Source organism: Modestobacter sp. SYSU DS0875 (assembly GCF_054050915.1).
The window spans coordinates 12,917-38,913 of the sequence record NZ_JBJHAH010000017.1; the positions used below are offsets into that span (position 1 = coordinate 12,917).

Here is a 25,997-nt window from a genome sequence, read left to right on the forward strand (position 1 = left end):
GCAGGGGCCCGTCGCGAGCCTGCGAGCGGCGGGGGGCGAGGGGGTCCTTCCGTCAATCGGTGTCGCTGTGCAGCTGCCGATGGGTCGACAGCAGCGTCACCTCGGGGCGTTCGGCCAGCAACCGCTCGCAGGCGTCGAGCACGTCGGTCACCTGCCCGGCCTCGCCGGCCACGGTGGCCACCCCGACCTGCACCCGGCGGTGGAGGTCCTGGTCACCCACCTCGGCGGCCGCCACGGCGAAGCGTCGCCGCAGCTCGGCCACGATCGGCCGGACGACGGCCCGCTTGCCCTTGAGCGAGTGGACGTCACCCAGCAGCAGGTCGGCGGTCAGCGTGCCCGTGAAGATGCGGCCCCTCCTGCCCCCGCACTCGCGGCTCGCGGCGGGCCCCTGCAGGAGGGCCGAGTGGCTCTCCTGCAGGGGCCGTGTCACCTGTCTTACGCGCGCGGCTTCTCGCGCAGCTCGAAGGTCTCGATCACGTCGTCGACCTTGATGTCGTTGAACGACCCCAGGCCGATACCGCACTCGTAGCCCTCACGGACCTCGGTCGCGTCGTCCTTGAAGCGGCGCAGGGAGTCGACCGACAGGTTGTCGGCGACCACGGCACCGTCGCGGATGAGGCGCGCCTTGGAGTTGCGCACGATCGTGCCGCTGCGGACCAGCGAGCCGGCGACGTTGCCGATGCGCGGGACACGGAAGACCTCGCGGACCTCCGCGGTGCCCAGCTGCACCTCTTCGTACTCCGGCTTGAGCATGCCCTTGAGAGCGGACTCGATCTCCTCGATGGCCTGGTAGATGACCGTGTAGTACCGGACGTCCACGCCCTCGCGGTTGGCGAGCTCGGTGGCCTGCCCCTCGGCCCGGACGTTGAAGCCCAGGACGATGACGTCGTCGGCCAGCGCCAGGTCGATGTCGCTCTTGGTGATCCCGCCGACGCCGCGGTGGATGACCCGCAGCGACAGGTCGTCGCTCACCTCGATCTTCATCAGCGCCTCTTCGAGCGCCTCGACGGTGCCCGAGTTGTCGCCCTTGATGATCAGGTTGAGCTGACGGGTCTCCTTGAGCGCCGCGTCCAGGTCCTCCAGGCTGATCCGCTTCCGCATCTGCGCGTTCTGCGCGTTGCGGATCCGGGCCTGGCGGCGGTCGGCGATCTGCCGGGCGACGCGGTCCTCCTCGACGACGAGGAAGGTGTCACCGGCCCGCGGCACGGAGGTGAGGCCGACGACCTGCACCGGGCGGGCCGGCAGCGCCTCCTTGAGCTTGTTGCCGTGCTCGTCGAGCAGCGACCGGACACGCCCGTAGGCGTCGCCGGCCACGATCGAGTCGCCCTGGCGCAGCGTGCCGCGCTGGACCAGCACCGTGGCCACCGGGCCCCGGCCCTTGTCCAGCTTGCCCTCGATCACCACGCCCTGGGGGTCCTGCTCGGTGTTCGCGCGCAGGTCCAGGGAGGCGTCGGCGGTCAGCAGGATCGCCGCGAGCAGGTCGTCGAGGCCCTGACCCGAGATCGCGGAGACGTCGACGAACATCGTCTCGCCGCCGTACTCCTCGGCCACCAGCCCGTACTCGGTGAGCTGCTGGCGGATCTTGGCGGGGTTGGCCCCCTCCTTGTCGATCTTGTTGACCGCGACCACGATCGGCACCTCGGCGGCCTGGGCGTGGTTCAGCGCCTCGACCGTCTGCGGCATGACGCCGTCGTCGGCGGCCACGACCAGCACGACGATGTCGGTGACCTTCGCACCACGGGCACGCATCGCGGTGAACGACTCGTGACCCGGGGTGTCGATGAAGGTGACCGGGCGCTCGTTGCCCTCCAGCTCGGTGACGATCTGGTAGGCGCCGATGTGCTGCGTGATGCCACCGGCCTCCTTGCCGGCCACGTTGGCGTTCCGGAGCGCGTCGAGGAGCTTGGTCTTCCCGTGGTCGACGTGACCCATGACGGTGACCACCGGCGGGCGGGAGGACCAGTCCTCCTCGTCGCCCTCCTCGTCACCGAAGGTCAGGTCGAAGGTCTCGAGGAGCTCGCGGTCCTCGTCCTCGGGGCTGACCACCTGGATGACCCAGCCGATCTCGGAACCGAGCAGCTGCAGCGTGTCGTCGTTCACCGACTGCGTCGCGGTGACCATCTCGCCCAGGTGGAACAGGGCGGTGACCAGCGCGGCCGGCTGGGCGTTGATCCGCTCGGCCAGGTCGGTCAGCGAGGCACCCCGCGGCAGACGGACGGTCTGCCCGTTGCCGCGCGGCAGGCTGACGCCGCCCATGTTGGGCGCCGCCATGGAGTCGAACTCCTGACGCCGCTGCTTCTTGCTCTTGCGCCCACGGACCGGACCGCGACCACCCGGACGCCCGAAGGCACCCGCGGTGCCCGCACCGGAGCCACCACGACCACGACCGCGGCCACCGCCCCCCGGGCGGAAGCCACCGCCGGCCGGAGCGCCACCGGGCGCGCCGCCACCGCCGGGACGGAAACCACCGCCACCGCCGGGACCACCCGGGCGGCCACGGCCGCCGGGGGCACCGGGACGACCGCCACCGGCGGGGCGCGGCGGCATCATGCCGGGGCTCGGACGCTGCGGCATCATGCCCGGGTTGGGGCGAGGCCCACCCGGACCGGCGGAGGGACGGGGCCCACCCGGACCGGCGGAGGGACGGGGCCCACCGGGACCGGCCGCGGGACGCGGGCCACCGGCGCCCGGGCCGGGGCGGGGACCGCCCTGGCCGGGAGCGCCACCGGGGCCGGGACGACCCGGGGCCGCGGGCCGCGGCGCGCTGCTGAAGGGGTTGTTGCCCGGACGCGGCGCCGGCCGGGGGCCGGGACGCGGTCCGGCGCCCGCCGGACGCGGAGCACCCGGGGTGGCGCCGCCACCGGGACCGGGACGCGCCGCGGGACCGGGACGGGGCCCGGACTGCGGAGCGGCCGGCGGCTGCTGGGGCGGTGCGCTCGCCGCGGCCGGGGCCGGGGCCGGGGCCGGAGCCGCCGGACGGGGACCGGGCCGCGGGCCGGGACGAGGCCCAGCCGCCGGTGCGGGCGCGGCGGGAGCCGTCGGAGCCTGGGGCGCGGGCGCCTCGGCCTGCGGCGCGGGCGCCGGAGCGGGGGTCGCCGGCGCCTGGGGCGCGGCCGCCGGCGCGCTCGGCGCGGCCGGACGCGGGGCCGGGCGCGGACCGGGACGGGGAGCGGAGCTGCTGCGGCTCTCACCGGAGCCGGAGCCACCCCCGGGGAACGCCTCACGCAGCCGTCGGGCCACCGGGGCCTCGACGGTGGACGAGGCGGACTTCACGAACTCGCCCTGCTCCTTGAGCTTGGCGAGCACTGCCTTGCTGTCGACGCCGAGCTCTTTCGCGAGCTCGTGTACGCGGGCCTTGCCTGGCACGGGTCTCCTCTTCGTGAGGCCGGCGGCTGGCCCGCTCGACCTCGTCGTCAGTGGTGCATGGTCATCGTGGCGACTTCACGGGTTGCTCATCCGAGGGGTCGTCCTGTTCGAGTGGTGGACCGGCCGGGTGCCGGTCCGACGGTGTCCCGCCCGGCGCCGCGCGCCCGGCGGACCGGGCGACGTGGCTCTCGAGCGGACCGGTCTCCAGCGGCACGCTGCTGCGCAGCGCGCGCGGGAAGGCCCGGCGCCGCACTGCTGCGTGCAGGCACTCACCGGTGGGGTGCAGGGATGCACCCCGGCCGGGGAGCCGCCGCCGCGGGTCGGGGGTGAGACCCCCGTCACGGACGACGACACGCAACAGCTCGGTGACCGGAGCGCGTCGCCGGCACCCCACACAGGTGCGGACCGGGATCGACGTGTCGGCCATCGACGAGTCTAGCGCGCTGCTCGTCCGGGATGTTCCGCCCGCCGCACCGGAGGGCGCTGCCCCGTCTGCGGACCGCGGAGCCCGGGTCGCTGCTCGGCCGGGCCGGGTCGCAGCGGCGCCCGCCCGACACCCGGTGAGGCCGGGCCGTCGTCGAGGGGCTGGGCGTCGCTGCGGATGTCGATCCGGCACCCGGTCAGCCGCGCGGCGAGGCGGGCGTTCTGGCCCTCCTTGCCGATCGCCAGCGACAGCTGGTAGTCAGGGACGACGACCTGCACGGCCCGCGCCTTGGGGTCGACGACGCGGGCACTGGAGACCCGGGCCGGCGACAGCGCGGAGGCGACGAAGGTGGCGTCGTCGTCCGACCAGTCGACGATGTCGATCTTCTCGCCGTTGAGCTCGCTCATCACGTTGCGCACCCGCTGGCCCATCGGGCCGATGCAGGCACCCTTCGCGTTGAGCCCGGGCACCGAGGTCCGGACGGCGATCTTGGTCCGGTGGCCGGCCTCGCGGGCCACCGAGACGATCTCGACGCTGCCGTCGGCGACCTCCGGGGCCTCCAGCGCGAATAGCTTGCGCACCAGGTTCGGATGGGTCCGCGAGACCGTCACCTGCGGGCCACGGAAGCTGCGGGCCACCGAGACCACGTACCCCTTGAGCCGGCTGCCGTGGACGTAGCGCTCCCCCGGCACCTGCTCGGCGGCCGGCAGGGTGGCCTCCACCTTGCCGATGTCGACCATGACGACGCCGCTGGCGTTGCGCCGCTGGTCGGCCTGGACGATGCCGCTGACGATGTCGCCTTCCTTGCCCGCGTACTCCCCGAAGGTCTGCTCGTGCTCGGCGTCGCGCAGCCGTTGCACGATGACCTGCTTGGCGGTGCTCGCCGCGATCCGGCCGAAGTCGCTGGGGGTGTCGTCCCACTCGTGGACGACCTCGCCGTCGGGCCCGAGCTCCTGGGCGAGCACGGCCACCTCGCCGCTCTTGCGGTCCACGTGCACGCGCACGTGCTTCGCGGCCCCGTCGGCGTGCCGGTAGGCGGTGACCAGGGCGGTCTCGATCGCCTCCAGCACCGTGTCCGCGGGGATGCCCTTCTCCCGCTCGACCGCCTTCAGGGCGGTCACGTCGATGTTCACTTGCTGCCTCCTCGTCGCGGCCGGTCGTCCCGCGGCGCGCGGCGCGTGGCCGGTCGCCCGGTCCGTCCGCTCGCGTCGGCCGCGGGGGGACCGGCCGGGTCCTGCTGGTGGTCCATGTCGTCGTCGCCGGTGTCGAGGTCTGCGCCCTCGTCCTCGTCCTCGTCGTCGTCGTCGTGCTCGTCGTCGTCCTCGCCGTCACCGGTCGACTCGTCGACCAGACCGGCGTCGCGGTGCCCTGCCGGGCGGGCGAACTCGACCTGCACCCGGGCCTCCCCGAGCTCGGCCCAGACGACCGTCCGCTCCCCTGCTGCCTTGCGGACCTGCCCCTTCTTCGCCGCGCCCTTCTGCACCTCGAACACCACACCCTCGTCGGTGACCCGCAGCACCCGGGCGACCAGCGGCTCCCGTGACCCGTCCGGCCCGACGGTGACGTCGACCAGCCGGCCCACGTTCCGGCGCCAGTGCCGGGGCGCGGTCAACGGCCGGTCGACCCCGGGGCTGGTGACCTCCAGCACGTAGGGCGCCCGACCGAAGGCCTCGTCCTCGCCGTCCAGCACGTCGGACAGGGCCCGGCTGAGCTCGGCGACGTCGTCGAGGCTGACGCCGGCGTCCCGGTCGATGACCACGCGGACGACCGAGCGCTGACCGGCAGGGCGCACGACCAGCTCCTCCAGGTCGTAGCCGGCGGCGGTGACGACCGGTTCGACCGAGGCGGCGAGCTGGGTGGTCACCGCCTGGGGGGTGCGGGCACCTCGGGTGGACACCGGCTGCCTCCTGTCGTCCGTGCGTGCTCGGGTGGTGCGTGCGTCGGGTGGTCGTGCGGTACGGGCGTCACCTCGCGGACCGGGAGCCGGGGCTCGGCTCGGCGGCGGTGCGGGCACGTCGGGGTGAACCGTCAGGCTACCGCCCGGTCGGGGACCTGCTCGCGGCCAGCGACGGACTCCGGCGGCGCACCGGTGCGTCACCCCCGGGGTGGAGCAGGTCGGCTGTCAGGATGGACGCCGATGTCCGCTGTCGGCTCCCCTCCCCCGCGCGCGGGCGCCTTCTCCCGGCGCACCCTGCTCGCGGCCGCCCTGGTGGGCACCGCCTCCACCGCGATGGCGTGCACGGCTGGCGACGGCGGCGACCCGGCCGACGCGGTCACCCCCCAGCAGGCCGACCAGCTGGCGGCGCAGCTGACCGTGCAGCAGACGCTGGTCCGCGCCTACGAGCAGGCCTTCGCCGCCGATCCGGAGCTGGCCGCTGCCGCGGCGACGCTGGCCCAGCAGGCCCGCACCCAGCTCGGCCGGCTGCAGGCGGCAGCGCCCCGGGCGACGGCCAGCTCGGCCCCACCGACCGGCGGTGGCCCGGACCCGGCCGGCGCACGGGCGTGGCTGCGCACGCAGGTCGTCGCCGCAGCCGACGCGCACGCCGCCGCCGCCGCCACCTTCAGCGGCGCCCGCGCGGCCCTGCTGGGCAGCATCGCCGCCGGCCTGCGCGGCCAGGACGGGCTGCTGGCGTGACCGGCCGGGCCGGTCAGGAGATCCCCGGCGGACGACGAGGCGGAAGGCAGCACGGCGATGGCTGACGGCACCGACGGCGGGACACCGGCGAGCGGATCGACGCCCCCGGCCGACCGGGAGGCCGCCGCGCTGCAGGACGCGCTGGCCGCCACCCGCGCGGCCGTCTGGGGCTACGGCGTGGTCGGGGCGGCCTGGCCCGAGGGGGATCGGGCCGTGGTCGCCGCCGCCGAGGAGGCGCACCGGGACGTCCGCGACGCCCTGCTCACCCTGCTGGACGAACGCGGTCGGGACCCGGTGCCCGCGCAGGGCGGCTACACGCTGCCCTTCCCGGTGCTCTCCCCGGTGGACGCCGCGGCCCTCGCGGCCACCCTGGAGGAGGGGACGTCCCGGTCCTGGACGTGGGTGCTCGACCAGGCCGCCGGGCAGGTGATCCGCGAGCTGGCCGTGCGCGAGCTGACCGCGGCCGAGCTGCGCGCCGTCGGCTGGCGCACGGCGGCCGGCCGGACACCGGTCACCAGCGCCCTGCCCGGCCTCCCCGCGTAGGGCTGCGAAGGCGTATCTGCGGCCTCGTCCGGAAGCTCGGCCTGCGAGGGGTGAGCCTCCGGACGAGGCCCTCCGTCACCCGAGGTTGCCGAGGAAGACGTCGGTGACGGCGACGGCGGCGCTGCTGGACTGCCCGGCCTCGACCAGGACGGCGAACGCGATGTCGCCCTGGGGGCCGCCCAGCTGGTAGCCCATGAACCAGCCGTGGGAGTCAGGCGGGGTGTTGGTGCCGAACTCGGCGGTGCCGGTCTTGCCGAAGACCTGGCCCCGGTCGCCCAGCGCCGTGGCGGTGCCACTGAGCACGACCTCCCGCATCAGCGGCCGCAGCTGGTCCAGCACGGCCGCGCCGGGCCCGGCGGGCCCGGCGGGGGCGGGGCCCGCCGGGTCCGCGCCGACGACCTCCACCGGGGCCGCCGGGGTGCCGCTGGCGATGCCGGCGGCGACCAGCGCGAGCTGGGCCGGGCTCATCAGCACCTCGCCCTGACCGATGGCGTCGGCGGCCTTGGTGGTGCCGGTGCTGGTGCTGGGCACCTGGCCGCTGAAGACGGCCACCGGGAGGTCCCACTCCGAGCCGACGCCGTAGGAGGCGGCCGCCTGCGACAGCGCGTCGTCGGGCAGGGTGAGCGCCTGCTGGATGAAGGTGGTGTTGCAGGACTCGGCGAACGCCTGGGTGAAGGGGACGGTGCCCAGGTCGAACTGGTCCTCGTTCTCGAACTCCCGGCCGTCGACGACGGTGGTGCCCGGGCAGGGCACCGGCGTCTGGGGGGTGACCACCCCGGCGCCGAGCAACGCCGTCGCGGTCATCGTCTTCATGCTCGACCCGGGCGGGAACTGGCCCGACAGCGCGAACGAGGGGTTGGCCGCCTCGTTGGAGCTCACCGCGAGCAGCTCGCCGGTGCCCGGCCGGACCACGACCAGGTGGGTGGCCAGCGGCTGGGTCGCGACCGCGGCGTCCGCGGCGTGCTGCACCGCCGGCACCAGCGGGGTCTGCAGCGGGGTGCCGGGCACCGGGTCGACGGTGGCGACGACCTGGCCGGCGTCGGCGGTGGCCTCGTCGGCACTGACCACCGAGACGGTGAACCCGGGGGTGCCGGTCAGCTGCTCCTGCGCCTGCCGCTGGAGCCCGGAGAGGCCCAGCTGGTCACCGGCGGCGTAGCGCGGGGCGCCGTCGGCCGCGTTCTCGTCCAGCACCTCCTGGGTGGCCGGGCCGACCCGGCCGAGCAGCCCGACCGCGAACCGCGGCGAGGGGGCCAGCAGCCGGGTGTCGGTGGGGAAGACGGCGCCGGGGAGGTCGTAGACCTGTGCCCGGATCGCCTCGAAGTCCGGACGCCGCAGGGTGATCACCGGCACGAACTGGCCGGCCGGTGCGGCCTGCACGTCGGCGGCGATCTCCGCCGCGTCGACCCCGGTGGCCGCGGCCAGCCCCTGGGCCAGGGCCGGGAGGTCGGTGACCTGGGCCGGGTCGACGCCGACGTTGACCACCTCGGTCTCGGTGAACAGCGGGGCGCCGGTGGCGTCGGTGATCGGCGCGCGCTCGGGGAGCGTGCGGGTCAGCTCGAGGTGCTGGCCGGCGGCGAGCTCGGGGTGCACCGTCGTGGGCTCGGCGACCACCTCCCAGCGGTCGTCGGTCTCGGTCAGCGCGAGAGTGGCCGGGTACTCCCAGTCGGGCGCGGCCGCCAGGTCCCAGGTGGCCGTCCAGTCGACGGTCGCCGCCCCGTCCTCCCCGACCTGCACCTCGCCGACGTCGGCCGACAGCCCGGCACCGGAGAGGTCGGTGGCGGTCTGCTCCAGCAGCGCCGTGGCCGCCGCGGGGTCGGTGGTCCGGCCCGCCGCCCCCGCGGTGTCCCCGGACGACCAGTCGGCCAGGAACGCCTCCGCTGCGGCGCGGACGTCGTCGGAGGGGTCCGACGAGCAGCCGGTCAGCAGCGGTCCGAGCAGCAGCACCGCCGTCCCTGCGACCGCCGTCGCCCGTCCCGCCCTCGATCCGGTCACCGTTCCCCGTGCACGCACCCACCCAGCCTGGCAGACCCCGGGCCAGGGACCGAGAGCGCCGCCCCAGCAGCCCCGGGACTCACAGGAGCGCTCAGAAGAGGACCGAGGCGTAGGTGCCGACCTGCTGGAAGCCGACCCGCTCGTAGGTGGCGCGCGCGGCCCGGTTGTAGTCGTTGACGTAGAGGCTCACCACAGGTGCGATCGCCGTGCGCGCGTACTCGACGACGGCCGCGGTGCCGCCCCGGCCGATCCCCTGCCCCCGCAGGTGCGGCGCGACCCAGACCCCCTGCAGCTGGCAGGCGGCCCGGGAGACCGCACCGACGTCGGCCTTGAACAGCACCTGCCCGTCCTCGATCCAGGCCAGCGCCTGCCCGGACCGGACCAGCTCGGTCACCCGGGCCCGGTAGCCGGCGCCGCCGTCGACCCGCAGCGGGCTGACCCCGACCTCCTCGGTGAACATGGCGACCGCCGCGGGCAGCAGGGTGTCCAGCTCGGCGAGCCGGACCGGGCGCACCCGGGGCTCGACGGGCACGGCCGGCGGCCCCTCGATGGCCAGCAGCGGCTGCCGGGCCCGCACCTCGCGGGCGGGGCCCCAGGACGGCTCGAGCAGCTCCCACAGCGGGAGCACGGCCGCCGCCGGCCCGACCACGGTCGAGCAGCGCCGTCCGGCGCGTCGGGCCCGATCGGCGAACGCGGTCGCCGCCGCGTGCTCCGCGCCCGGTCGGGCGAAGGGGATCAGGTTGGCCCCGGCCAGGCAGACCGCGTCCAGCCGCCGTCCCGAGTGCAGGCCCCACAGCGGCGCACCGAGGGCGGAGGTCGACGTCCCGTGGACCTCGATCCGGCCGGCCAGCATGCAGGCGGCAACCGGATCGGTGGCCAGCAGCTCCCGGACGGCGGGCTCGTCGCCGGCGTCCAGGACCCGTGCCGACGGCGCGCGCAGCACGCGGCTCCTCGCTCTCTCGACCCGGCTGGGTCAGGAGACGGTGACGACGGGCGGACCCGAGGGGGTGCCGTCGGCGACCTGCGCCTCGGCGATCCGCATGGCCTCCTCGATCAGGGTCTCCACGATCAGCGACTCGGGCACGGTCTTGACCACCTCGCCCTTGACGAAGATCTGCCCCTTGCCGTTGCCGGAGGCCACGCCGAGGTCGGCCTCGCGGGCCTCGCCCGGGCCGTTGACGACGCAGCCCATGACGGCGACGCGCAGCGGCACCTCCATGCCCTCCAGGCCGGCGGTGACCTCGTCGGCGAGCTTGTAGACGTCGACCTGGGCGCGGCCACACGAGGGGCAGCTGACGATCTCCAGGCCGCGCTGGCGGAGGTTGAGCGACTCCAGGATCTGGTTGCCGACCTTGACCTCCTCCGCCGGCGGCGCGGAGAGCGAGACCCGGATGGTGTCGCCGATGCCCTGGCTCAGCAGCGCGCCGAAGGCGACGGCGGACTTGATGGTGCCCTGGAAGGCCGGCCCGGCCTCGGTGACGCCCAGGTGCAGCGGGTAGTCGCACTGGGCGGCGAGCAGCTCGTAGGCGCGCACCATGACCACCGGGTCGTTGTGCTTGACCGAGATCTTGATGTCCCGGAAGTCGTGCTCCTCGAACAGCGAGCACTCCCACAGCGCGGACTCGACCAGCGCCTCCGGGGTGGCCTTGCCGTACTTGGCCAGCAGGCGCTTGTCCAGGGAGCCGGCGTTCACCCCGATCCGGATCGGGGTGCCGGCGTCCTTGGCCGCCCGGGCGATCTCGCCGACCTTGTCGTCGAACTTCTTGATGTTGCCCGGGTTGACCCGGACCGCGGCACAGCCGGCGTCGATCGCGGCGAACACGTAGCGCGGCTGGAAGTGGATGTCGGCGATCACCGGGATCTGCGACTTCTTCGCGATGATCGGCAGCGCCTCGGCGTCGTCGGTGTCGGGCACCGCGACCCGCACGATCTGGCAGCCCGAGGCGGTGAGCTCGGCGATCTGCTGGAGCGTGGCGTTGATGTCGGCGGTCTTGGTGGTGCACATCGACTGGACGCTCACCGGGGAGTCGCTGCCGACGCCGACGCCCCCCACGTCGAGCTGACGGGTCTTGCGCCGGGGCGCGAGGACCGGCGGAGGAGCTGCGGGCATGCCGAGACTGACGGGGGTCGCCATGCCGCTCAGTATCCCCCTGCCCGCCACCCCGGCGCCGCCGTGCCCGGTGTGACCGTCGCCGTGCTGTCGCGGCCGGTCAGCGCAGGGTGATCGGGTTGACCACGTCGGCGACGACCAGCAGCCCGGACAGCAGCACGAACAGGCCGGCGATCACGTAGGCCACCGGCATCAGCCGCGCGATGTCGAACGGGCCGGGGTCGGGCCGGCCGCGCAGCCGGGCGACGGTGGACCGTGCCTTCTCGTACAGCGCGCCGGCCACGTGGCCGCCGTCCAGCGGGTACATCGGCAGCAGGTTGAACAGGAAGAGGATCAGGTTGAGGCTGGCCAGCAGCCCGACGAAGAAGCTGACCTTGTCGGTGTTGCTGAAGCCCTCGAACGCGAACGCCTCCCCCGAGAGCCGGCCGACGCCGACGAGCCCGATCGGGCCCTCCCGGTCGCGCTCCTCGCCCAGGAAGGCCGCCCGGAACAGCTGCGGGATGCGCTCGGGGATGCCGATCAGCCGCTGCACGGACTCGCTGACCACGTCGGCGAAGAACCCGGGCAGCTCGCTGACCGGCTGACGGGTGTAGCGCGGCGCGGACTGGACGCCCAGGTAGCCGGCGGTGACGACGTCGCCGTCGGCCTCGCGCACCTGGTTCTCGATGGGCGTGACGGTGACCTGCTCGCGGGAACCGTCACGCTCGACGGTGAGGGTGAGCGGGGTGCCGGCGCTGGCCTGGACCCGGCGGACCAGGGTGGTCCACCCCTCGTCGTTGGGGTCCTGGGGGATCTGCTCGCCGTCGACGGCCACGATCCGGTCCCCCGCCCGCAGCCCGGCCCCGGCCGCGGGGCTGGGGGCGGGCAGGGTGCCCGAGGCGTCGATCGGGGTGTCGCAGTCGGTGGTGGTGGCCGTGGCCGGCACGACGCACGCGGGCACCCGCTCGATCGTCGTGCTGCTCATGGGGATGCCGATGCCGACCAGCAGGACCAGGAAGAGCAGCACGGCCAGCACCAGGTTGTGCGCCGGCCCGGCGGCCATCACGATCACCCGCTGCCACCAGGGCTTCTTGTAGAAGACCCGGTTCCCGTCGCTGGGCAGCACGTCGTTGAGCGCGGCGCCGCGGACCTCGGCGATGAAGCTGCGCATCCGGGTGGCGCGCTTGCTCTCGTCCGGCTCGGCCGGCGGGATCATGCCGACGATCCGGATGAACCCGCCCAGCGGGACGGCCTTGATGCCGAACTCGGTCTCCCCGCGGCGGCGCGACCACACCGTCGGGCCGAAGCCGACGAAGAACTGCGGCACCCGCATGCCGAACTTCCGGGCCCAGAAGTAGTGCCCGAACTCGTGGAAGCCGATGCTGAACAGCAGCCCGACGGCGAAGGCGACGATCCCGAGGACCGTCAGCAGGAACCCGCTCAGCTCAGCTCCCTCGTCAGATGCCCGGCCTCAGGTGCGGAGGCCGATGGCGGCGCGGGCGTGCTCCCGGGCCCACCTCTCGGCGGCCAGCACGTCCTCGACGCAGGTGGGTGCGCCGAGGTCCGGCGCGGCGTCGAGGGTACGCGCGATGACCTGCACGATCGCTGGGAACGACAGGCGGTTCGCTGTGAATGCCGCGACCGCCTCCTCGTTCGCCGCGTTGTACAGCGCCGGGACGACGCCCCCCGCCTCACCCGCCTGCCGGGCCAGCCGCACCGCGGGGAAGACCGCCTCGTCCAGCGGGGCGAACTCCCAGGTGCTCGCCGTCGACCAGTCCAGCGCCGACTGCACGTCGGGCAGCCGGTCGGGCCAGGCCAGCGCCAGCGCGATCGGCAGCCGCATGTCCGGCGGGCTGGCCTGGGCGATGGTGGCGCCGTCGGCGAAGGTGACCATCGAGTGCACGATCGACTGGGGGTGCACCACGACGTCGATGTCGGCGTAGGGCACACCGAACAGCAGGTGGGCCTCGATGAGCTCCAGGCCCTTGTTCACCAGGGTGGCGGAGTTGATGGTGACCACCGGCCCCATGTCCCAGGTGGGATGCGCCAGCGCCTCCTCGCAGGTGACGCCGGCCAGCTCGGCGGCGGTGCGGCCGCGGAACGGACCGCCGCTGGCGGTGAGCACCAGCCGCGCCACCTCCCCGCGGTCGCCGCCGCGCAGGCACTGAGCCAGCGCGGAGTGCTCGGAGTCGACCGGGACGAGCTGCCCCGGGGCGGCCGCCGCCGTCACCAGTGCGCCACCGGCGACCAGCGACTCCTTGTTGGCCAGCGCCACGGTGCGCCCGGCCCCGAGCGCCGAGAGCGTCGGGCCCAGGCCGATCGACCCGGTGATGCCGTTGAGGACGACGTCGGCGGGGCGGGCCGCGAGCTCCTCGGCGGCCCGCGGTCCGGCCAGGATCTCCGGCAGCGCGTACCGGCCCTGCGCCCACCCGCGCTGCTGGGCTGCGGCGTAGAACGCGAGCTGCAGGTCCTGGGCGGCGGTGGCCCGGGCGACGGCCACGGTGCGCACGCCCAGCGCGAGCGCCTGCTCGGCCAGCAGGGCGACGTCGCCACCGCCGGCGGCCAGGCCGGTGACCTGCAGCCGGTCGGGGAACTGCTGCGCGACGGCGATCGCCTGCCGGCCGATCGACCCGGTCGACCCCAGCACGGTGACGGTCCGGGGTTCGCTGCTGCGGAACTCGTTCACGGGCCGATCCTGTCAGGACCCGCCGCGCCGTCCGCCGGGTGCGCGCCGACCACGCCTGGCAAGATGGCCCCCGTGAGCGAGCACAGCGGCCGGGGACAGGGCCAGCAGACCAGCGCCCGGGTGGTCGAGCAGTCCGAGCGTGAGGAGGGCATCCTCCGCGCGGGCGAGACCCCGATCACCCACGAGACCCCCGAGGACTGGGGGTGGCACGGTGAGGCTGGCAAGTGGGGCCGCATCGGCGGCTGGTTCATGGTCCTGGTGGTCCTCGCCTTCCTGATCGGCAACCACGACGGCCAGGTCGAGAACCTGTGGATCATCGGCTTCGCGCTGTACCTGGCGGGGCTGCTGGTCTGGGACGCGCGGCGGCGGAAGAACGCCTGGCGCTCACGCTGAGCACGGACCCCTTCCTCCGCACCCCGCGCACGCCGGGGCGAAGCCGCTGGACGGGGCCGGTCGACAGGCCCGTCCCCACCGGGGGACGGGCCTGCGTCGTTCCCGGCCGGGTCAGGCGACCGAGACGCCGATCGCCAGGCCGATGAGGTAGGTCGCCCCGGCCGCCAGCGCGCCGAACAGCAGCTGGCGCAGCCCGGCCGACCACCACGGGCGCGGGGTGAAGCGGGAGGAGAGGGCGCCGGCCACGGCCAGGCCCAGCCCGCCGCTGGCCAGCGCAGCCCACAGCAGCGGGAAGCCCAGCAGGTAGGGCAGCAGGGGGATCAGCGCGCCCGTCGCGAAGGTCAGGAACGAGGAGACCGCCGCGACGCGGGGCGAGGGGCGGTCGGCCGCGCTCACGCCCAGCTCGGCCAGCACGTGCAGCTGCAGGGCTGCTTCCGGGTCGCGGGACAGCTGGGTGGCCACCTGCTCGGCCAGGTCGTCGTCGACGCCGCGGTCGCGCAGCAGCGCGACCAGCTCGGCCCGCTCGCCGGCCGGGTTGCGCGCCAGCTCGCCGCGTTCCTTGGCGACCTCGAGGTCGAGCTGCTCGTTCTGGGTGCGCACGGAGGTGTACTCCCCCAGCGCCATGGAGATGGCCCCAGCCACCAGGCTGGCCACCCCGGACAGCACGACGGTGCGAGCGGCCGCGCCCCCGGCGCCGACCCCGGCCACCAGCGCGGTGTTGGTGACCAGCCCGTCCATCGCGCCGAAGACGGCCGCGCGCAGCCAGCCGCCGGAGACGTCGGCGTGGGTGTGCTCGGGGGCGGACCCCGGGAGCACCCCCGGGGCGCTCACGCCTGGTCCGACTCGGACCCGAGCGGGACGCCCTCCTCGACCCCGGGGGTGGCCACCGCGACGCTCGGCACCCCGTCCACCCGGTCGGCGGCGGCCAGCTGCCCGCAGGCGCCGTCGATGTCCTGGCCGCGGGTGTCGCGCACCGTCGTCGGCACGCCGGCGGCGCGCAGCCGGGCGACGAACTCGCGCTGGGCCGGCAGCGGGCTGGCGTCCCACTTGCTGCCGGGGGTCGGGTTCAGCGGGATGAGGTTCACGTGCGCCAGCCGGTCGGCCAGCAGCCGGCCGAGCAGGTCGGCCCGCTCGGGCTGGTCGTTGACGTCGCGGATGAGCGCGTACTCGATCGAGTACCGCCGGCCGGTGCGCTTGACGAAGTCGTCGGCCGCGGCGAGCACCTCGGCGACCTTGAAGCGGGTGTTGATCGGGACGAGCGTGTCGCGCAGCTCGTCGTCGGGCGCGTGCAGGCTGACCGCCAGGGTGATGTTGAGCCCCTCGTCGGTGAGCTTGCGGATCGCCGGCACCAGCCCGACGGTGGAGACCGTCACCGAGCGCTGGCCCAGTCCGAGCCCGTGCGGCGCCGGGGTGAGCAGCGCGTCGAGGGTCTTGCGCACCCGCGGGTAGTTGGCCAGCGGCTCGCCCATCCCCATGAAGACGACGTTGGACAGCCGGCCGGGACCGCCGGGGATCTCCCCGTTGGCCATCGCGGCGGCCGCGGCGACCGCCTGCCCGATGATCTCCGCGGCGGAGAGGTTGCGGGTCAGGCCGTTCTGGCCCGTGGCGCAGAAGGGGCAGGCCATGCCGCAGCCGGCCTGGCTGGAGATGCACACCGTGGCGCGGTCGGGGTAACGCATCAGCACACTCTCCACGAGCGCCCCGTCGTGCAGCCGCCACAGCGTCTTGCGGGTGCGCCCGCCGTCGGCCGACTGGTGCCGCACCGGGGTGAGCAGACCAGGCAGCAGCGCCGCGGTGAGGTCCGCGCGGGCTGCGGCCGGCAGGTCGGTCATCTGCTGCGGGTCGGTGACGCCGGCGTAGAAGTGCCGCGCGAGCTGGTCGGCGCGGAACGCCGGCTGACCGAGCTCGGCCACGGCCGCGCGGGCCTCCTCACGGGTGAGGTCGGCCAGGTGGCGGGGTGGCTTGGTGCGGCGCGGGGCGTCGAAGACCAGGGGGAGAGCAGTCATGGCGCCTCCCATGGTCCCACTCACCCGGCGGCCGTGGCGCCCGTGCACCGTGAGATGGCTCCCCCGGAGGGGTCAGCGGGGCACCACGCGCGCCGCGAGCGGCGCGGCCTCGCCCGGGTCGGGGGTGCCGCGCGGAGTGCTCGTGGGCTGGGCGGTCGTGGGCTGGGTGGTCGTCGCGGGGGTGTCGCCGGTCGGCGTTCCGGTCTCCGGCGGGGCCGTGGTCGTCGGCGTCCCGGTCTCCGTCGGCGTCCCGGTCTCCGTCGGCGTCCCGGTCTCCGTCGGCGTCCCGGTCTCCGTCGGCGTCCCGGTTGGCGTGGGCGTCTCCGTCGGCGTCCCCGTCTCCGTCGGCGTCCCCGTCTCCGTCGGCGTCCCCGTCTCCGTCGGCGTCCCCGTCTCCGTCGGCGTCCCCGGCTCCGTCGGCGTCCCGGTCGGCGTGGGCATCCCCGGCGGGGGCGCGGTGGTGGGGGTCGGGGCCGGCGGCACCGTGGGGGCCGGTCCCGGCGGGACCCCCGGCCCACCTGTCACCGGCGGTGCCGGAGCCGCTGGCGGCAGCCCCGACGGCGCGACGACGGGCAGCTGCCCGGCCGGGTCGACGACCCCGGCCGCCGGAGCACCGGCAGCCCGCGCACTCCCCCGGGCGGCCACCACCGGACCGCCGTCGGACCGGAGCTCCCGCGACGCCGAGGCGTCCGACTCCGCCGCAGGAACCACCGGCCCACCCGACGGCGGAGCCGGCGTGGAGCGGCCGGGGCGGCTCGGCGAGGAGCTGGGCGCGCTGCGGCCGGGGGTGCCGACGGAGTCCCGGGCGACCGCGGCGACGGTCGGCTCCGCGTCGTCCCCGCCATCCAGCGCGGCGAGGATCCCGAACACCCCGGCGATCACCAGGACCAGCAGGGGAACGAGCACGCGGGCTCGACGGCGCGGTGCCACCGGGGGGTTCGCCACCGACCGGACCGGCGTCGCCTCCGGGGGTGCCGCGATCAGGTCCGGTGCCTGTTCCGTCACGGGGCCGGCCGGCCGCGCAGCGGCGGCCCCCACCGCGAGCAGCTCGTCGGAGAGGCGGGAGGCGGCCAGCGCCACCTCGGCGCGGACCGCGGCCCGCTCCTCCTCCGCCCGCTGCAGGGCGGCGAGTTCCTGGTCGAGCTCCGCGGCGGCGCGGATCAGGTCGGCGCGGACGCCAGCGGGGCGCGCCTGGAGACCCGGCTCGACATCGGCCACGGGCTGCGGCGCCACGTCGGCGTCGGGACCCGGCGCCACGTCGGCCTCGGGCTGGGGGGCGTCGTCCGCCCCGCCGGGGACGGCCGCGGCGGTGTCGTCCTGCGCCGGCCCCTCGTCGGTGACCGCGACCCACGCGGGGAGCCACGCCTCGTCCCAGGCGTCGCGCGGGTCGGCACCGCCGGTGGGGTCGGCGGGGGGCAGCTGCTCGGACGGCGCACCCGCACCGCCGTCCGCGGCGGCCGCACCGGCGTCCGGCACGTCGCCGGCGGCAGCTCGCAGCCCCGGCAGCTCCTGGCCCGACGCCTGCGAGCGCTCGACCCCTGGTCGGCGCGACCCCACGTCCACTCCTCATCGGCGACCGTCTCCCCGGCCGCCCGAGCGCGACCGGCCCGTCGGCCGCGTCTGGATGCTCCCCTGCGGGCAGCCACCAGCCCGGCGTGACGGGGCGGTCACATCTGACGACGCGCGTCAGACCTTTGGTGAGGTCTCGCCAGCATCCACGGGCCCGGCAGGGGTGCGTCCGGCGTGCTGCCGGATCCAGGTGTGCATCGCGATGCCCGCGGCCACCCCGGCGTTGAGCGAACGAGTGGACCCGTACTGCGCGATGGAGACGGTGAGCGCCGCCCCCGCCGACGCCGCACCGGAGAGTCCGGGCCCCTCCTGACCGAACAGCAGCAGGCAGGCGCGGGGCAGCTCGACCGTCTCCAGCGGCACCGCGCCCGGACCGTTGTCGACCCCCACCACGACCAGGCCGGCCGCGTCGGCGTGCGCGAGCAGCGCCGCGACGTCGGCGTGGTGGCGCAGGTGCTGGTACCGGTCGGTCACCATCGCCCCGCGCCGGTTCCACCGGCGGCGGCCGACGACGTGCACCTCCGCGGCGAGGAAGGCGTTGGCGGTCCGTACCACCGTGCCGATGTTCAGGTCGTGCTCGAAGTTCTCGATCGCGACGTGGAACGGGTGCCGCCGGCGGTCGAGGTCGGCGACGATCGCCTCCAGCCGCCAGTAGCGGTACCGGTCGACGACGTTGCGCCGGTCGCCGGCAGCGAGCAGTTCCGGGTCGTAGCGGGGGTCGGCCGGCCACGGACCGGACCACGGACCGACGCCGACCGTCGTCCCCCACTCGGTGGGGCCCGGTCCGCTCTCCCCGTCCTCGGGGCCCCGCTGCTCGGCCATCGGGGCATGCTGCCACGCCCGGTGCGCCCGGCGTCCGGCGCACCGGGGACAGTGGCCCGGTGAGCGACGGCCTCCTGCTGCACCTGATCGAGCCGGCTGACTGGCGCGCGGCGCTGAACACCGGCGCGGTCACCCCGCCCTCGCTGGCCGATGTCGGGTTCGTGCACCTGTCCACGCCGGAGCAGGTGCACCTCCCGGCGCAGCGGCTGTGCCCCGACCGCGACGACGTGGTGCTCCTCGTCGTCGACCCGGCCCGACTGCGGGACCCGGTGCGCTGGGAGCCCGGCGTGCCCGGGGACCTGGCAGCGATGTGCTTCCCGCACCTGTTCGGCCCCCTGCCCACCTCCGCCGTCGTCGCGGTGGTGCCGTGGATCCCGGGCCGGCCGCCGCAGCTCCCCGACCCGGGGGATGCGCTCGCCCGGGCGCGGGCGCTGGCCGTCTCGGTCGCCACGCGGCGCGCCGCGCAGGTACGGCCGGTACCCGGTGGCCTGGCCGTGGCCGATCCGGCGTTCCGCCACTCCCGGGACGACAACCGGGTGCTGTTCACCGCCGCGGTCGACGCCGCGGCCGTCGAGGAGCGCACGGCCACGGTCGCGGCCGCCGCAGGCTGGCCGGCACAGGCCGCCACCCTGCTGCACCCCGGCGCCGAGGACGCCGCCGCGGAGCTGTCCCGTCGCGGCTGGGACGTCTCCCCCACGGTGGTCATGGCCCGTCGGGCGCCGTTCCCCGCCCGTGCCGACGGGCCCACGGAGGCCGTGGCGCAGGAGCTAGTGCACGAGTTCTGGGCGCGGTCGTGGCGGCGCGAGCTGGCGGGGTCCGGTCTGCCGCTGGCAGAGGTGGTGGCCCAGCTGGTCGGCCGGGAGCACCGCAACGACCGGGTGGTGCAGGTGACCGACCTGGTCGTGCGGGAGTCGGGGCGGGTGCTCGCGGCCGCCCAGCTGCGGGTGGACGGGGCCACCGCGGCCGTGGACGCGGTGGCCACCGACCCGGCTGCGCGGCGCCGGGGGTACGCCGACGCGCTGCTGGCGGCCGCGCTCGGGCGGGCCGGCGCGGCCGGCTGCGACCTCGTCGTGCTCGACGCCGCGGCGCTGGACTGGCCGCGGCAGTGGTACGCCCGGCGCGGCTTCGACGTGGTGGGTCGCGCGTGGGAAGCAGTCCGCGCCGCTGCCTGACCAGGCTGAGACGATCGGGCCGGGACGATCGGGCCGGGACGATCAGGCCGGGACGATCAGCGAGAGCACCAGCCAGGCGACGGCGGCCGAGGGCAGCAGCGAGTCCATCCGGTCCATCAGCCCGCCGTGGCCGGGCAGCAGGGTGCCCATGTCCTTGATCGCCAGGTCGCGCTTGATCAGCGACTCACCCAGGTCACCGAGCGTGGCGGTGAGCGCGATCGCGACGCCGAACAGGACACCGCCCCACCACGGCCCGTGGAACGTGAGCGTGAACAGCAGGACGCCGACGACCACGCAGGCGGTGACCGACCCGGCCAGCCCCTCCCATGACTTCTTCGGGCTGATGCTCTCCGCGAGTGGGCGCTTGCCGAACAGCACGCCGGCGGCGTACCCGCCGGTGTCGCTGCACACGACGGTCACGATGAACGCCAGCACGCGGGCGACCCCGTCGTCGGGGACCAGCAGGAGGACGGCGAACCCGGCCAGCAGCGGGACGTAGAGCGCGACCAGGACGGCGGCGGAAGCGTCCCGCAGGTAGCCCACCGGCCCGTCACCGAGCCGCCAGAGGACCACCGCGAACACCGTCAGCAGGAAGCCGACGACCAGCCCGGAGGGGCCGCGGGTCCAGGCGAGCGCCATCATCGCGATCGCGCCGACGAGCACCGGGGGCATCGGCGGGCGGTGGCCGCCGGCCTGCAGCGCCCGGCTCAGCTCCACCACGCTGACCAGCACGGCCGCCGTGATCACCAGCAGGAACGCCGGGCGCCAGATGAGCAGCGTGGCGATGACGACCGCGCCCAGGCCCAGCGCCACGCCGATCGCCGAACTCAGGTCCCGGCCGGCGCGGCTGGCACCGGTGGGGTTCTCCTTGGGCGGCTCCCCGCTCACCTCGGCACCGGGCGCCCCGGGCACGGCGGTCAGCGGGGCGTCGTGCTCCGGGTCGTCCACGGGGTCCACGGGGTCGTCGCCGCCCTCGGCGACGGTCGCCGGGCCGGTCGCGGCGCCCTCGGCGCGGAGCCCGCCGTCGGAGGTGAACAGAGCGTCGGCGTCGCCGCGCACCGGCTCGTCGTCCGGGTCGGCGCCCGGCCGGCCGGGGGCCGCCTCAGTCGGCGACGGACGGACCCGGCCCGGCGGCACCGGCGGCCGACCGGCGCGCGGCAGCGAGCCGGTCTGTGGGCCACTCACCGTCGGCTGGGGAGCGGTCACCGGCGCGTCCGGTGACCAGCCGGGTTCGGCGACGCCGGCCCGGCCACGGGCAGGCTCCCGCTCCGGACCCTCGGGTCCGGAACGGGACAGGAAGCGGGGCACCGCGCGGGTCCGGGCAGGATCAGACGTCGAGGAGCTCGGTCTCCTTGTTCTTCATCGCCTCGTCGATGGCCGCCACGTGCGTGGCGGTGAGGTCGTCGAGCTCCTTCTCCGCACGGCGCACGTCGTCCTCGCCGGCCTCGCCGTCCTTGGCGATGCGGTCGAGCTCCTCCTTGGAGCGTCGGCGGATGTTGCGGATGGCGACCTTGGCGTCCTCACCCTTGGCCCGCGCCTGCTTGACCAGGTCGCGACGCCGGTCCTCGGTCAGCTGCGGGAAGACCACCCGGATCAGCGTGCCGTCGTTGGTGGGGTTGACCCCGAGGTCGGAGTCGCGGATCGCCCGCTCGATGGCCTGCAGCTGGCTCATGTCGTAGGGCTTGATGACCGCCATCCGCGCCTCGGGCACGGTGATCGAGGCCATCTGCGGCACCGGCGTGTAGGCGCCGTAGTAGTCGACCGCGATCTTGTTGAACATGGACGGCGCGGCGCGGCCGGTGCGCACGGAACCGAGGTCCTCGCGGGCGACCGACAAGGCCTTGTCCATCCGCTCCTCGGCGTCGAGCAGGGTGTCGTCGATCACGGTTCTCTCCTCCTGCGGCGGCTGCCGCCGTGCTGGCCGTCTGGTCGATCGGCATTCCGCCGACCGGTACCCGGGTCGGGGCGCGGCGACCGTCGCCCGTCCGGGAGCCGACCGGTCAGGCCGGCTGGCTGATCAGGGTCCCGATCTTCTCACCTGCGACGGCCCGGGCGATGTTGCCCTCACGCAGCAGGTTGAACACGACGATCGGCATGCGGTTGTCCATGCAGAGGCTGATGGCAGTGGCGTCGGCCACCCCCAGCTGCTTCGCCAGCACCGTGGCATAGTCCAGCTCCTCGTACATGGTGGCGCCGGGGTTGGTCCGGGGGTCGGCGTCGTACACGCCGTCCACGCCGTTCTTGGCCATCAGCAGCACCTGGCAGCCGATCTCCAGCGCGCGCTGCGCGGCGACGGTGTCGGTGGAGAAGTACGGCATCCCGGCCCCGGCGCCGAAGATGACCAACCGGCCCTTCTCCATGTGCCGGACGGCCTTGCGGGGGATGTAGGGCTCGGCGACCTGGCCCATGGTGATCGCGGTCTGCACCCGCGTCTCCAGGCCGATCTGCTCGCAGAACGCCTGCAGCGCGAGCGCGTTCATCACCGTGCCGAGCATGCCCATGTAGTCGGCGTGCCGGCGGTCCATGCCCGCCTCCGCCAGCTGGGCGCCGCGGAAGAAGTTGCCCCCGCCGACCACGACGGCCACCTGGGTGCCGCCGTGCACGACCTCCGCGAGCTGCTCGGCGATGCCGTGCACGATGCCGCCGTCGACCCCGACGCTGCCGCCGCCGAACGCCTCACCGGACAGCTTGAGCAGCACCCGCCGGTAGCCGCTGCCGTCGGTCGGCGCGGAGGCGGCGGGTGCGAAGAGCAGGCCCTCCGGGTTGCTGACGGGGGTCGTGTCGGTCACAGGTGTCCTTCGCGTCGATGTGGTCGGTGATCGATCCTGCCGCATGCCCGGCGCGCGGGCCTCCGCAGCACGGGCCGGACAGGCCACCGGCCCCGCTCCGGGAGGAGCGGGGCCGATGGGGACGTGCTGGAACGGCCCCGTCGCAGGCCGCACCGTGAGGCCCCGTCCAGAGGCTCACCCCGAGCGTGCGAGGGATGCGGGGACGGGGTCCTTCCTCAGGCCTGGCCGACCTCGAACCGGGCGAACCGCTCGACGGTCAGACCGGCGTCGCCGATGACCTGCTTGACGGTGCGCTTCGGCTCGGTGATGGAGGGCTGCTCCAGCAGGACGAAGTCCTTGAAGTAGGAGTTGACCCGCCCCTCGACGATCTTGGCGATCGCCTGCTCGGGCTTGCCCTCCTCCTTCGCCGTCTGCTCGGCGACCCGGCGCTCGGTCTCCACCGTCTCGGCGGGGACGTCCTCGCGGGACAGGTAACGGGGACGGGCCGCGGCGATGTGCATCGCCAGGGCGCGGGCCGCGTCCTCGTCGCCACCGGAGTACTGCACCGCGACACCGATGGCCGGGGGCAGGTCGGTGGCGCGCTTGTGCAGGTAGACGGCGGTGGCGCCCTCGAAGAGCGCGAACCGGGAGAGGACGAGCTTCTCACCGATGCGGGCCGACTCGGACTCGATCAGCTTCTCGACCGTCTGACCGTCGACCTCGGTGGCGAGCAGCGCCGCGACGTCGGCCGGCTTCTGCGCCAGCACGATGTCCAGCAGCTTCTCACCGAGGGCGACGAACTCGGCGTTCTTGGCGACGAAGTCGGTCTCGCAGTCGAGCTCGAGCAGCGCGCCGCCCTTGCTGACCACGATGCCGTTGGTCGTCGAGCGCTCCAGGCGCTTGCCGACGTCCTTGGCGCCCTTGATCCGCAGCAGCTCGACGGCCTTGTCGTACTCGCCGTCGGCCTCGGTCAGGGCCTTCTTGGCGTCCATCATGCCGGCGCCGGTGGCGTCGCGGAGACGCTTGACGTCGGCTGCGGTGAAGGCGGGCATGTCACTTCCTCTGGGGTGGTGTGCTGGGTGCGGACGTGCAGCGGCGCCGCTCCCCGGCCGTGTGGTGACCGGGGAGCGGCGCCGGCGGATCAGCCGTTCTGGGCGCCCTGGGTGCCGGTCTCAGTGCTGCCGGTGGCAGGGACACCCTCGACCGGAGCCACCTCGTCGGCGGTGACGGTCGGCGGGGCGGCCGGGGTCTCGGGCAGCTCCGCGGCCGGGGCGTCACCGGACTGACCGGTGAGCAGCTCGCGCTCCCAGTCGGCCAGCGGCTCGGCCTCGGTACCGGCGGGGGCGCCGTCCTCGGAACGCCCGGCGTTGGCCTGCGCGGCCGAGCGGGCCATCAGGCCGTCGGCGACGGCGTCGGCGATCACGCGGGTGAGCAGCGCGGTGCTGCGAATCGCGTCGTCGTTGCCCGGGATCTTGTAGTCGACCTCGTCGGGGTCGCAGTTGGTGTCGAGGATCGCGACGACCGGGATGCCCAGCTTGCGGGCCTCGCCGACGGCGATGTGCTCCTTCTTGGTGTCCACGACCCAGATGGCGCTGGGCACCTTCTGCATGTCGCGGATGCCGCCGAGGCTGCGCTCGAGCTTGGCCTTCTCGCGGGTCAGGCCCAGCTGCTCCTTCTTGGAGAGGGAGGCCATGACGCCGGTCTGCTCCATGTCCTCCAGCTCCTTCATGCGCTGGAGCCGCTTGTAGACGGTGGAGAAGTTGGTGAGCATGCCGCCCAGCCAGCGCTGGTTGACGTAGGGCATGCCGACGCGGGTCGCCTGCTCGGCGATGACCTCCTGCGCCTGGCGCTTGGTCCCGACGAACATGATCGAACCGCCGTGGGCCACGGTCTGCTTGACGAACTCGTAGGCCTGGTCGATGTAACCCAGCGTCTGCTGGATGTCGATGATGTAGATGCCGTTGCGCTCGGTGAAGATGAACCGCTTCATCTTCGGGTTCCAGCGACGGGTCTGGTGCCCGAAGTGGACCCCGCTGTCGAGCAGGTTCTTCATGCTGACGACTGCCACGTGGCGCCGCCTTCCTTCTCGTGCGCGGGCGGCCGGGGGCCGGGCCGCGCTGTGCCGGTTGTCGCGGGCACCGGGTGGTGCGCCGCCCTGGTGTCCGGATCGCGCCACCGACCCGCCGCGGGGACGGGACCGGGGTGGCGAGCTCCCCGCCGGGCTCGTCGAGGTGCACGAGCAGCGGGACGCGGACACGCGAAGTCGACCCGCCGAGGCGGGCCGCACCGGCAAGCATACGCGGTCGCGCGGGGGGCTCCGCACCGGTCGTCCCCAGCGGTGCCCGCCGTCCACAGCCGGGCTCGCCGGCCGCCACGCGGGCGCCGGTGGCACCAGGGTCGGGAGGGTGTCCGTCGCCCGTCTGCTGATGCTGCTCGTCCTGGTCGCCGGCGCGCTGCTCGGACCCGGGGCGCCGCCGGCGTCGCCGGCTCCTCCCCCGCCCGCCGCTGCTCCCGCGCCCGCCGCTGCTCCCGCGACGACCCCGGCCGGGGTGTGGGGCTGGCCGTTGCCCGGTTCGCCGGAGGTGACCCGGGCGTTCGAGCCGCCGCCGACGCCGTACGCGGCCGGGCACCGGGGCGTGGACCTGCGCGGTGGCAGCGGCGCCCTGGTGCTGTCCGCCGGGGACGGGGTGGTCGCGTTCGCCGGGATGGTGGCCGGGCGGCCGGTGGTGAGCGTCGACCACGCCGGCGGCCTGCGCACCACGTACGAGCCGGTGCAGCCGGCGGTGGCCGCCGGCCAGGCCGTCGGACGTGGCTCGCCCCTCGGCACCCTGGCCGCTGGGCACCCCGGCTGCCCGGTCGAGGCCTGCCTGCACTGGGGCGTACGGCGGGGCGAGACCTACCTGGACCCGCTCGCCCTGCTGCGCCCGCCGCGGATCAGCCTGCTGCCGTGGGGGTGACCCGGGCGCCGTGGGGTTACCGTCCGGGCGTGCGCTGGCGACGGAAGAAGGAGTCCGGACCGGGAGAACAGGACGGTGGCCAGGTGCTGCGCGACCTGCAGGCGGTCATCGACCGGTTCGGCTGGGCGGTGCTGCACGGCGGCGGGTCCCCGGGCGAGCCGCGGTGGTCCCACACCGTGGGCCTGACCAGGCTCGGCCACCCCGAGGTGATCGTGACCGGGCTGCCGTTCGAGGCCGGGGAGAAGTACCTGAACCTGGTGGGCGAGGCCGTGCGGGCCGGCACCCGCTTCACGCCGGACGCCGTGACGACGACGCTCACCGACGCCGACTCCCCCGTGGTCTTCCTGGCCGTGGCCGACACCGGCCGGCTGCCGATGGCCGAACAGCTCTACGGCTCGGTCGACGCGCTCCAGCTGGTGTGGCCCGACTCCCAGGGCACGCTGCCCTGGGAGTCGGGGCACCGCAACCCACCGACCGCGCAGCCGCTGCTGGGGCCGCGCCCCGGCGAGCAGGGCGACTGACCGGGCGCGCAGTGTCGGAGCACCTCCGGCGCGGGCGCCCCTGGCCCGGACCCG

General features: G+C 75.1%; 25 protein-coding genes and 1 pseudogene. 6 read left to right on the plus strand and 20 right to left on the minus strand.

Annotation, left to right across the window (positions count from 1 at the left end; genetic code table 11):
* Positions 1-52: 52 nt before the first annotated feature.
* From ACI79Y_RS12070 to rimP, 6 genes and pseudogenes are all read right to left on the minus strand, one after another.
* A complete protein-coding gene (locus ACI79Y_RS12070) occupies positions 53-430 on the minus strand; it encodes a DUF503 domain-containing protein (protein WP_457158716.1) in 378 nt (125 codons plus the stop codon).
* Between the two features lie 5 nt (positions 431-435).
* Positions 436-2,271 carry a translation initiation factor IF-2 gene (gene infB / locus ACI79Y_RS12075; protein ID WP_457158773.1) on the minus strand — a complete coding sequence of 612 codons (1,836 nt, stop codon included), beginning with the start codon at positions 2,269-2,271 and terminating at the stop codon, positions 436-438.
* A gap of 954 nt (positions 2,272-3,225) precedes the next feature.
* A pseudogene (locus ACI79Y_RS12080) lies at positions 3,226-3,366 on the minus strand (translation initiation factor IF-2 N-terminal domain-containing protein); the annotation flags it as partial.
* Between the two features lie 61 nt (positions 3,367-3,427).
* Complete coding sequence (locus tag ACI79Y_RS12085) at positions 3,428-3,793, minus strand: YlxR family protein (protein WP_457084702.1); 366 nt, start codon at positions 3,791-3,793, stop codon at positions 3,428-3,430.
* A gap of 8 nt (positions 3,794-3,801) precedes the next feature.
* Positions 3,802-4,923, minus strand: a complete 1,122-nt coding sequence (nusA, locus tag ACI79Y_RS12090; RefSeq protein ID WP_457158717.1) for a transcription termination factor NusA — start codon at positions 4,921-4,923, stop codon at positions 3,802-3,804.
* A complete protein-coding gene (gene rimP, locus ACI79Y_RS12095) occupies positions 4,920-5,687 on the minus strand; it encodes a ribosome maturation factor RimP (RefSeq protein WP_457158718.1) in 768 nt (255 codons plus the stop codon). Before rimP ends, nusA begins: the two co-directional genes overlap by 4 nt.
* A 240-nt stretch (positions 5,688-5,927) precedes the next feature.
* Between rimP and ACI79Y_RS12100 the strand changes: the two genes are divergently transcribed.
* Positions 5,928-6,425 (plus strand): hypothetical protein, encoded by a 498-nt coding sequence (locus ACI79Y_RS12100; RefSeq protein ID WP_457158719.1) that lies wholly within the window; start codon positions 5,928-5,930, stop codon positions 6,423-6,425.
* Positions 6,426-6,482: 57 nt separating this feature from the next.
* The gene (locus ACI79Y_RS12105) at positions 6,483-6,968 is read left to right on the plus strand and encodes a ferritin-like domain-containing protein (RefSeq protein WP_457158720.1); all 486 of its coding nucleotides are present in this window, start codon (positions 6,483-6,485) and stop codon (positions 6,966-6,968) included.
* 75 nt (positions 6,969-7,043) lie between these two features.
* Here the strand turns inward: ACI79Y_RS12105 and ACI79Y_RS12110 are convergent, their stop codons facing one another.
* From ACI79Y_RS12110 to dxr, 5 genes are all read right to left on the minus strand, one after another.
* On the minus strand, positions 7,044-8,912 hold the full coding sequence (locus tag ACI79Y_RS12110; protein WP_457158721.1) for a penicillin-binding transpeptidase domain-containing protein: 1,869 nt from the start codon (positions 8,910-8,912) through the stop codon (positions 7,044-7,046).
* Between the two features lie 139 nt (positions 8,913-9,051).
* On the minus strand, positions 9,052-9,903 hold the full coding sequence (locus ACI79Y_RS12115) for a GNAT family N-acetyltransferase (protein ID WP_457158722.1): 852 nt from the start codon (positions 9,901-9,903) through the stop codon (positions 9,052-9,054).
* Between the two features lie 30 nt (positions 9,904-9,933).
* On the minus strand, positions 9,934-11,094 hold the full coding sequence (ispG, locus tag ACI79Y_RS12120) for a flavodoxin-dependent (E)-4-hydroxy-3-methylbut-2-enyl-diphosphate synthase (RefSeq protein ID WP_457158723.1): 1,161 nt from the start codon (positions 11,092-11,094) through the stop codon (positions 9,934-9,936).
* Between the two features lie 76 nt (positions 11,095-11,170).
* Positions 11,171-12,493: a M50 family metallopeptidase gene (locus ACI79Y_RS12125; protein ID WP_457158774.1), complete on the minus strand. Its 1,323-nt coding sequence runs from the start codon at positions 12,491-12,493 to the stop codon at positions 11,171-11,173.
* Positions 12,494-12,520: 27 nt separating this feature from the next.
* Positions 12,521-13,735 carry a 1-deoxy-D-xylulose-5-phosphate reductoisomerase gene (gene dxr, locus ACI79Y_RS12130; protein ID WP_457158724.1) on the minus strand — a complete coding sequence of 405 codons (1,215 nt, stop codon included), beginning with the start codon at positions 13,733-13,735 and terminating at the stop codon, positions 12,521-12,523.
* Between the two features lie 63 nt (positions 13,736-13,798).
* Between dxr and ACI79Y_RS12135 the strand changes: the two genes are divergently transcribed.
* Entirely contained in the window at positions 13,799-14,128 is a 330-nt protein-coding gene (locus ACI79Y_RS12135) for a DUF2631 domain-containing protein (RefSeq protein WP_457158725.1), read from the plus strand.
* 111 nt (positions 14,129-14,239) lie between these two features.
* Here the strand turns inward: ACI79Y_RS12135 and ACI79Y_RS12140 are convergent, their stop codons facing one another.
* The 4 genes from ACI79Y_RS12140 to ACI79Y_RS12155 all read right to left on the minus strand — a co-directional run bounded on the left by ACI79Y_RS12140 (position 14,240) and on the right by ACI79Y_RS12155 (position 18,525).
* Positions 14,240-14,959 (minus strand): VIT1/CCC1 transporter family protein, encoded by a 720-nt coding sequence (locus tag ACI79Y_RS12140; RefSeq protein ID WP_457084712.1) that lies wholly within the window; start codon positions 14,957-14,959, stop codon positions 14,240-14,242.
* The gene (gene rlmN / locus ACI79Y_RS12145; protein ID WP_457084713.1) at positions 14,956-16,134 is read right to left on the minus strand and encodes a 23S rRNA (adenine(2503)-C(2))-methyltransferase RlmN; all 1,179 of its coding nucleotides are present in this window, start codon (positions 16,132-16,134) and stop codon (positions 14,956-14,958) included. The genes ACI79Y_RS12140 and rlmN overlap by 4 nt, the downstream gene beginning before the upstream one ends.
* 72 nt (positions 16,135-16,206) lie before the next feature.
* Positions 16,207-17,691 (minus strand): hypothetical protein, encoded by a 1,485-nt coding sequence (locus ACI79Y_RS12150; RefSeq protein WP_457158726.1) that lies wholly within the window; start codon positions 17,689-17,691, stop codon positions 16,207-16,209.
* Between the two features lie 129 nt (positions 17,692-17,820).
* Positions 17,821-18,525 (minus strand): TrmH family RNA methyltransferase, encoded by a 705-nt coding sequence (locus ACI79Y_RS12155; protein ID WP_457158727.1) that lies wholly within the window; start codon positions 18,523-18,525, stop codon positions 17,821-17,823.
* A gap of 59 nt (positions 18,526-18,584) precedes the next feature.
* Between ACI79Y_RS12155 and ACI79Y_RS12160 the strand changes: the two genes are divergently transcribed.
* Positions 18,585-19,697, plus strand: a complete 1,113-nt coding sequence (locus ACI79Y_RS12160; RefSeq protein ID WP_457158728.1) for a DUF952 domain-containing protein — start codon at positions 18,585-18,587, stop codon at positions 19,695-19,697.
* A 42-nt stretch (positions 19,698-19,739) separates the two neighbouring features.
* On the opposite strand, the gene ACI79Y_RS12165 is transcribed toward ACI79Y_RS12160, so the two are convergent.
* The 5 genes from ACI79Y_RS12165 to rpsB all read right to left on the minus strand — a co-directional run bounded on the left by ACI79Y_RS12165 (position 19,740) and on the right by rpsB (position 24,533).
* Positions 19,740-20,903 (minus strand): phosphatidate cytidylyltransferase, encoded by a 1,164-nt coding sequence (locus tag ACI79Y_RS12165; protein ID WP_457158729.1) that lies wholly within the window; start codon positions 20,901-20,903, stop codon positions 19,740-19,742.
* A gap of 121 nt (positions 20,904-21,024) precedes the next feature.
* Positions 21,025-21,582, minus strand: a complete 558-nt coding sequence (frr, locus tag ACI79Y_RS12170) for a ribosome recycling factor (protein ID WP_457076035.1) — start codon at positions 21,580-21,582, stop codon at positions 21,025-21,027.
* A 115-nt stretch (positions 21,583-21,697) separates the two neighbouring features.
* Positions 21,698-22,486 carry a UMP kinase gene (gene pyrH, locus ACI79Y_RS12175; RefSeq protein WP_457158730.1) on the minus strand — a complete coding sequence of 263 codons (789 nt, stop codon included), beginning with the start codon at positions 22,484-22,486 and terminating at the stop codon, positions 21,698-21,700.
* Between the two features lie 215 nt (positions 22,487-22,701).
* Positions 22,702-23,517, minus strand: coding sequence for a translation elongation factor Ts (gene tsf / locus ACI79Y_RS12180; protein WP_457158731.1), 816 nt, complete (start codon positions 23,515-23,517; stop codon positions 22,702-22,704).
* Positions 23,518-23,606: 89 nt separating this feature from the next.
* A complete protein-coding gene (gene rpsB / locus ACI79Y_RS12185; protein WP_457084720.1) occupies positions 23,607-24,533 on the minus strand; it encodes a 30S ribosomal protein S2 in 927 nt (308 codons plus the stop codon).
* 337 nt (positions 24,534-24,870) lie between these two features.
* On the opposite strand from rpsB, the gene ACI79Y_RS12190 reads away from it, so the two are divergent.
* Together ACI79Y_RS12190 and ACI79Y_RS12195 are read left to right on the plus strand one after the other, a co-directional pair.
* On the plus strand, positions 24,871-25,422 hold the full coding sequence (locus ACI79Y_RS12190; protein ID WP_457158732.1) for a murein hydrolase activator EnvC family protein: 552 nt from the start codon (positions 24,871-24,873) through the stop codon (positions 25,420-25,422).
* Positions 25,423-25,451: 29 nt separating this feature from the next.
* Positions 25,452-25,943, plus strand: coding sequence for a DUF4262 domain-containing protein (locus ACI79Y_RS12195; RefSeq protein ID WP_457158733.1), 492 nt, complete (start codon positions 25,452-25,454; stop codon positions 25,941-25,943).
* Positions 25,944-25,997 lie beyond the last annotated feature (54 nt).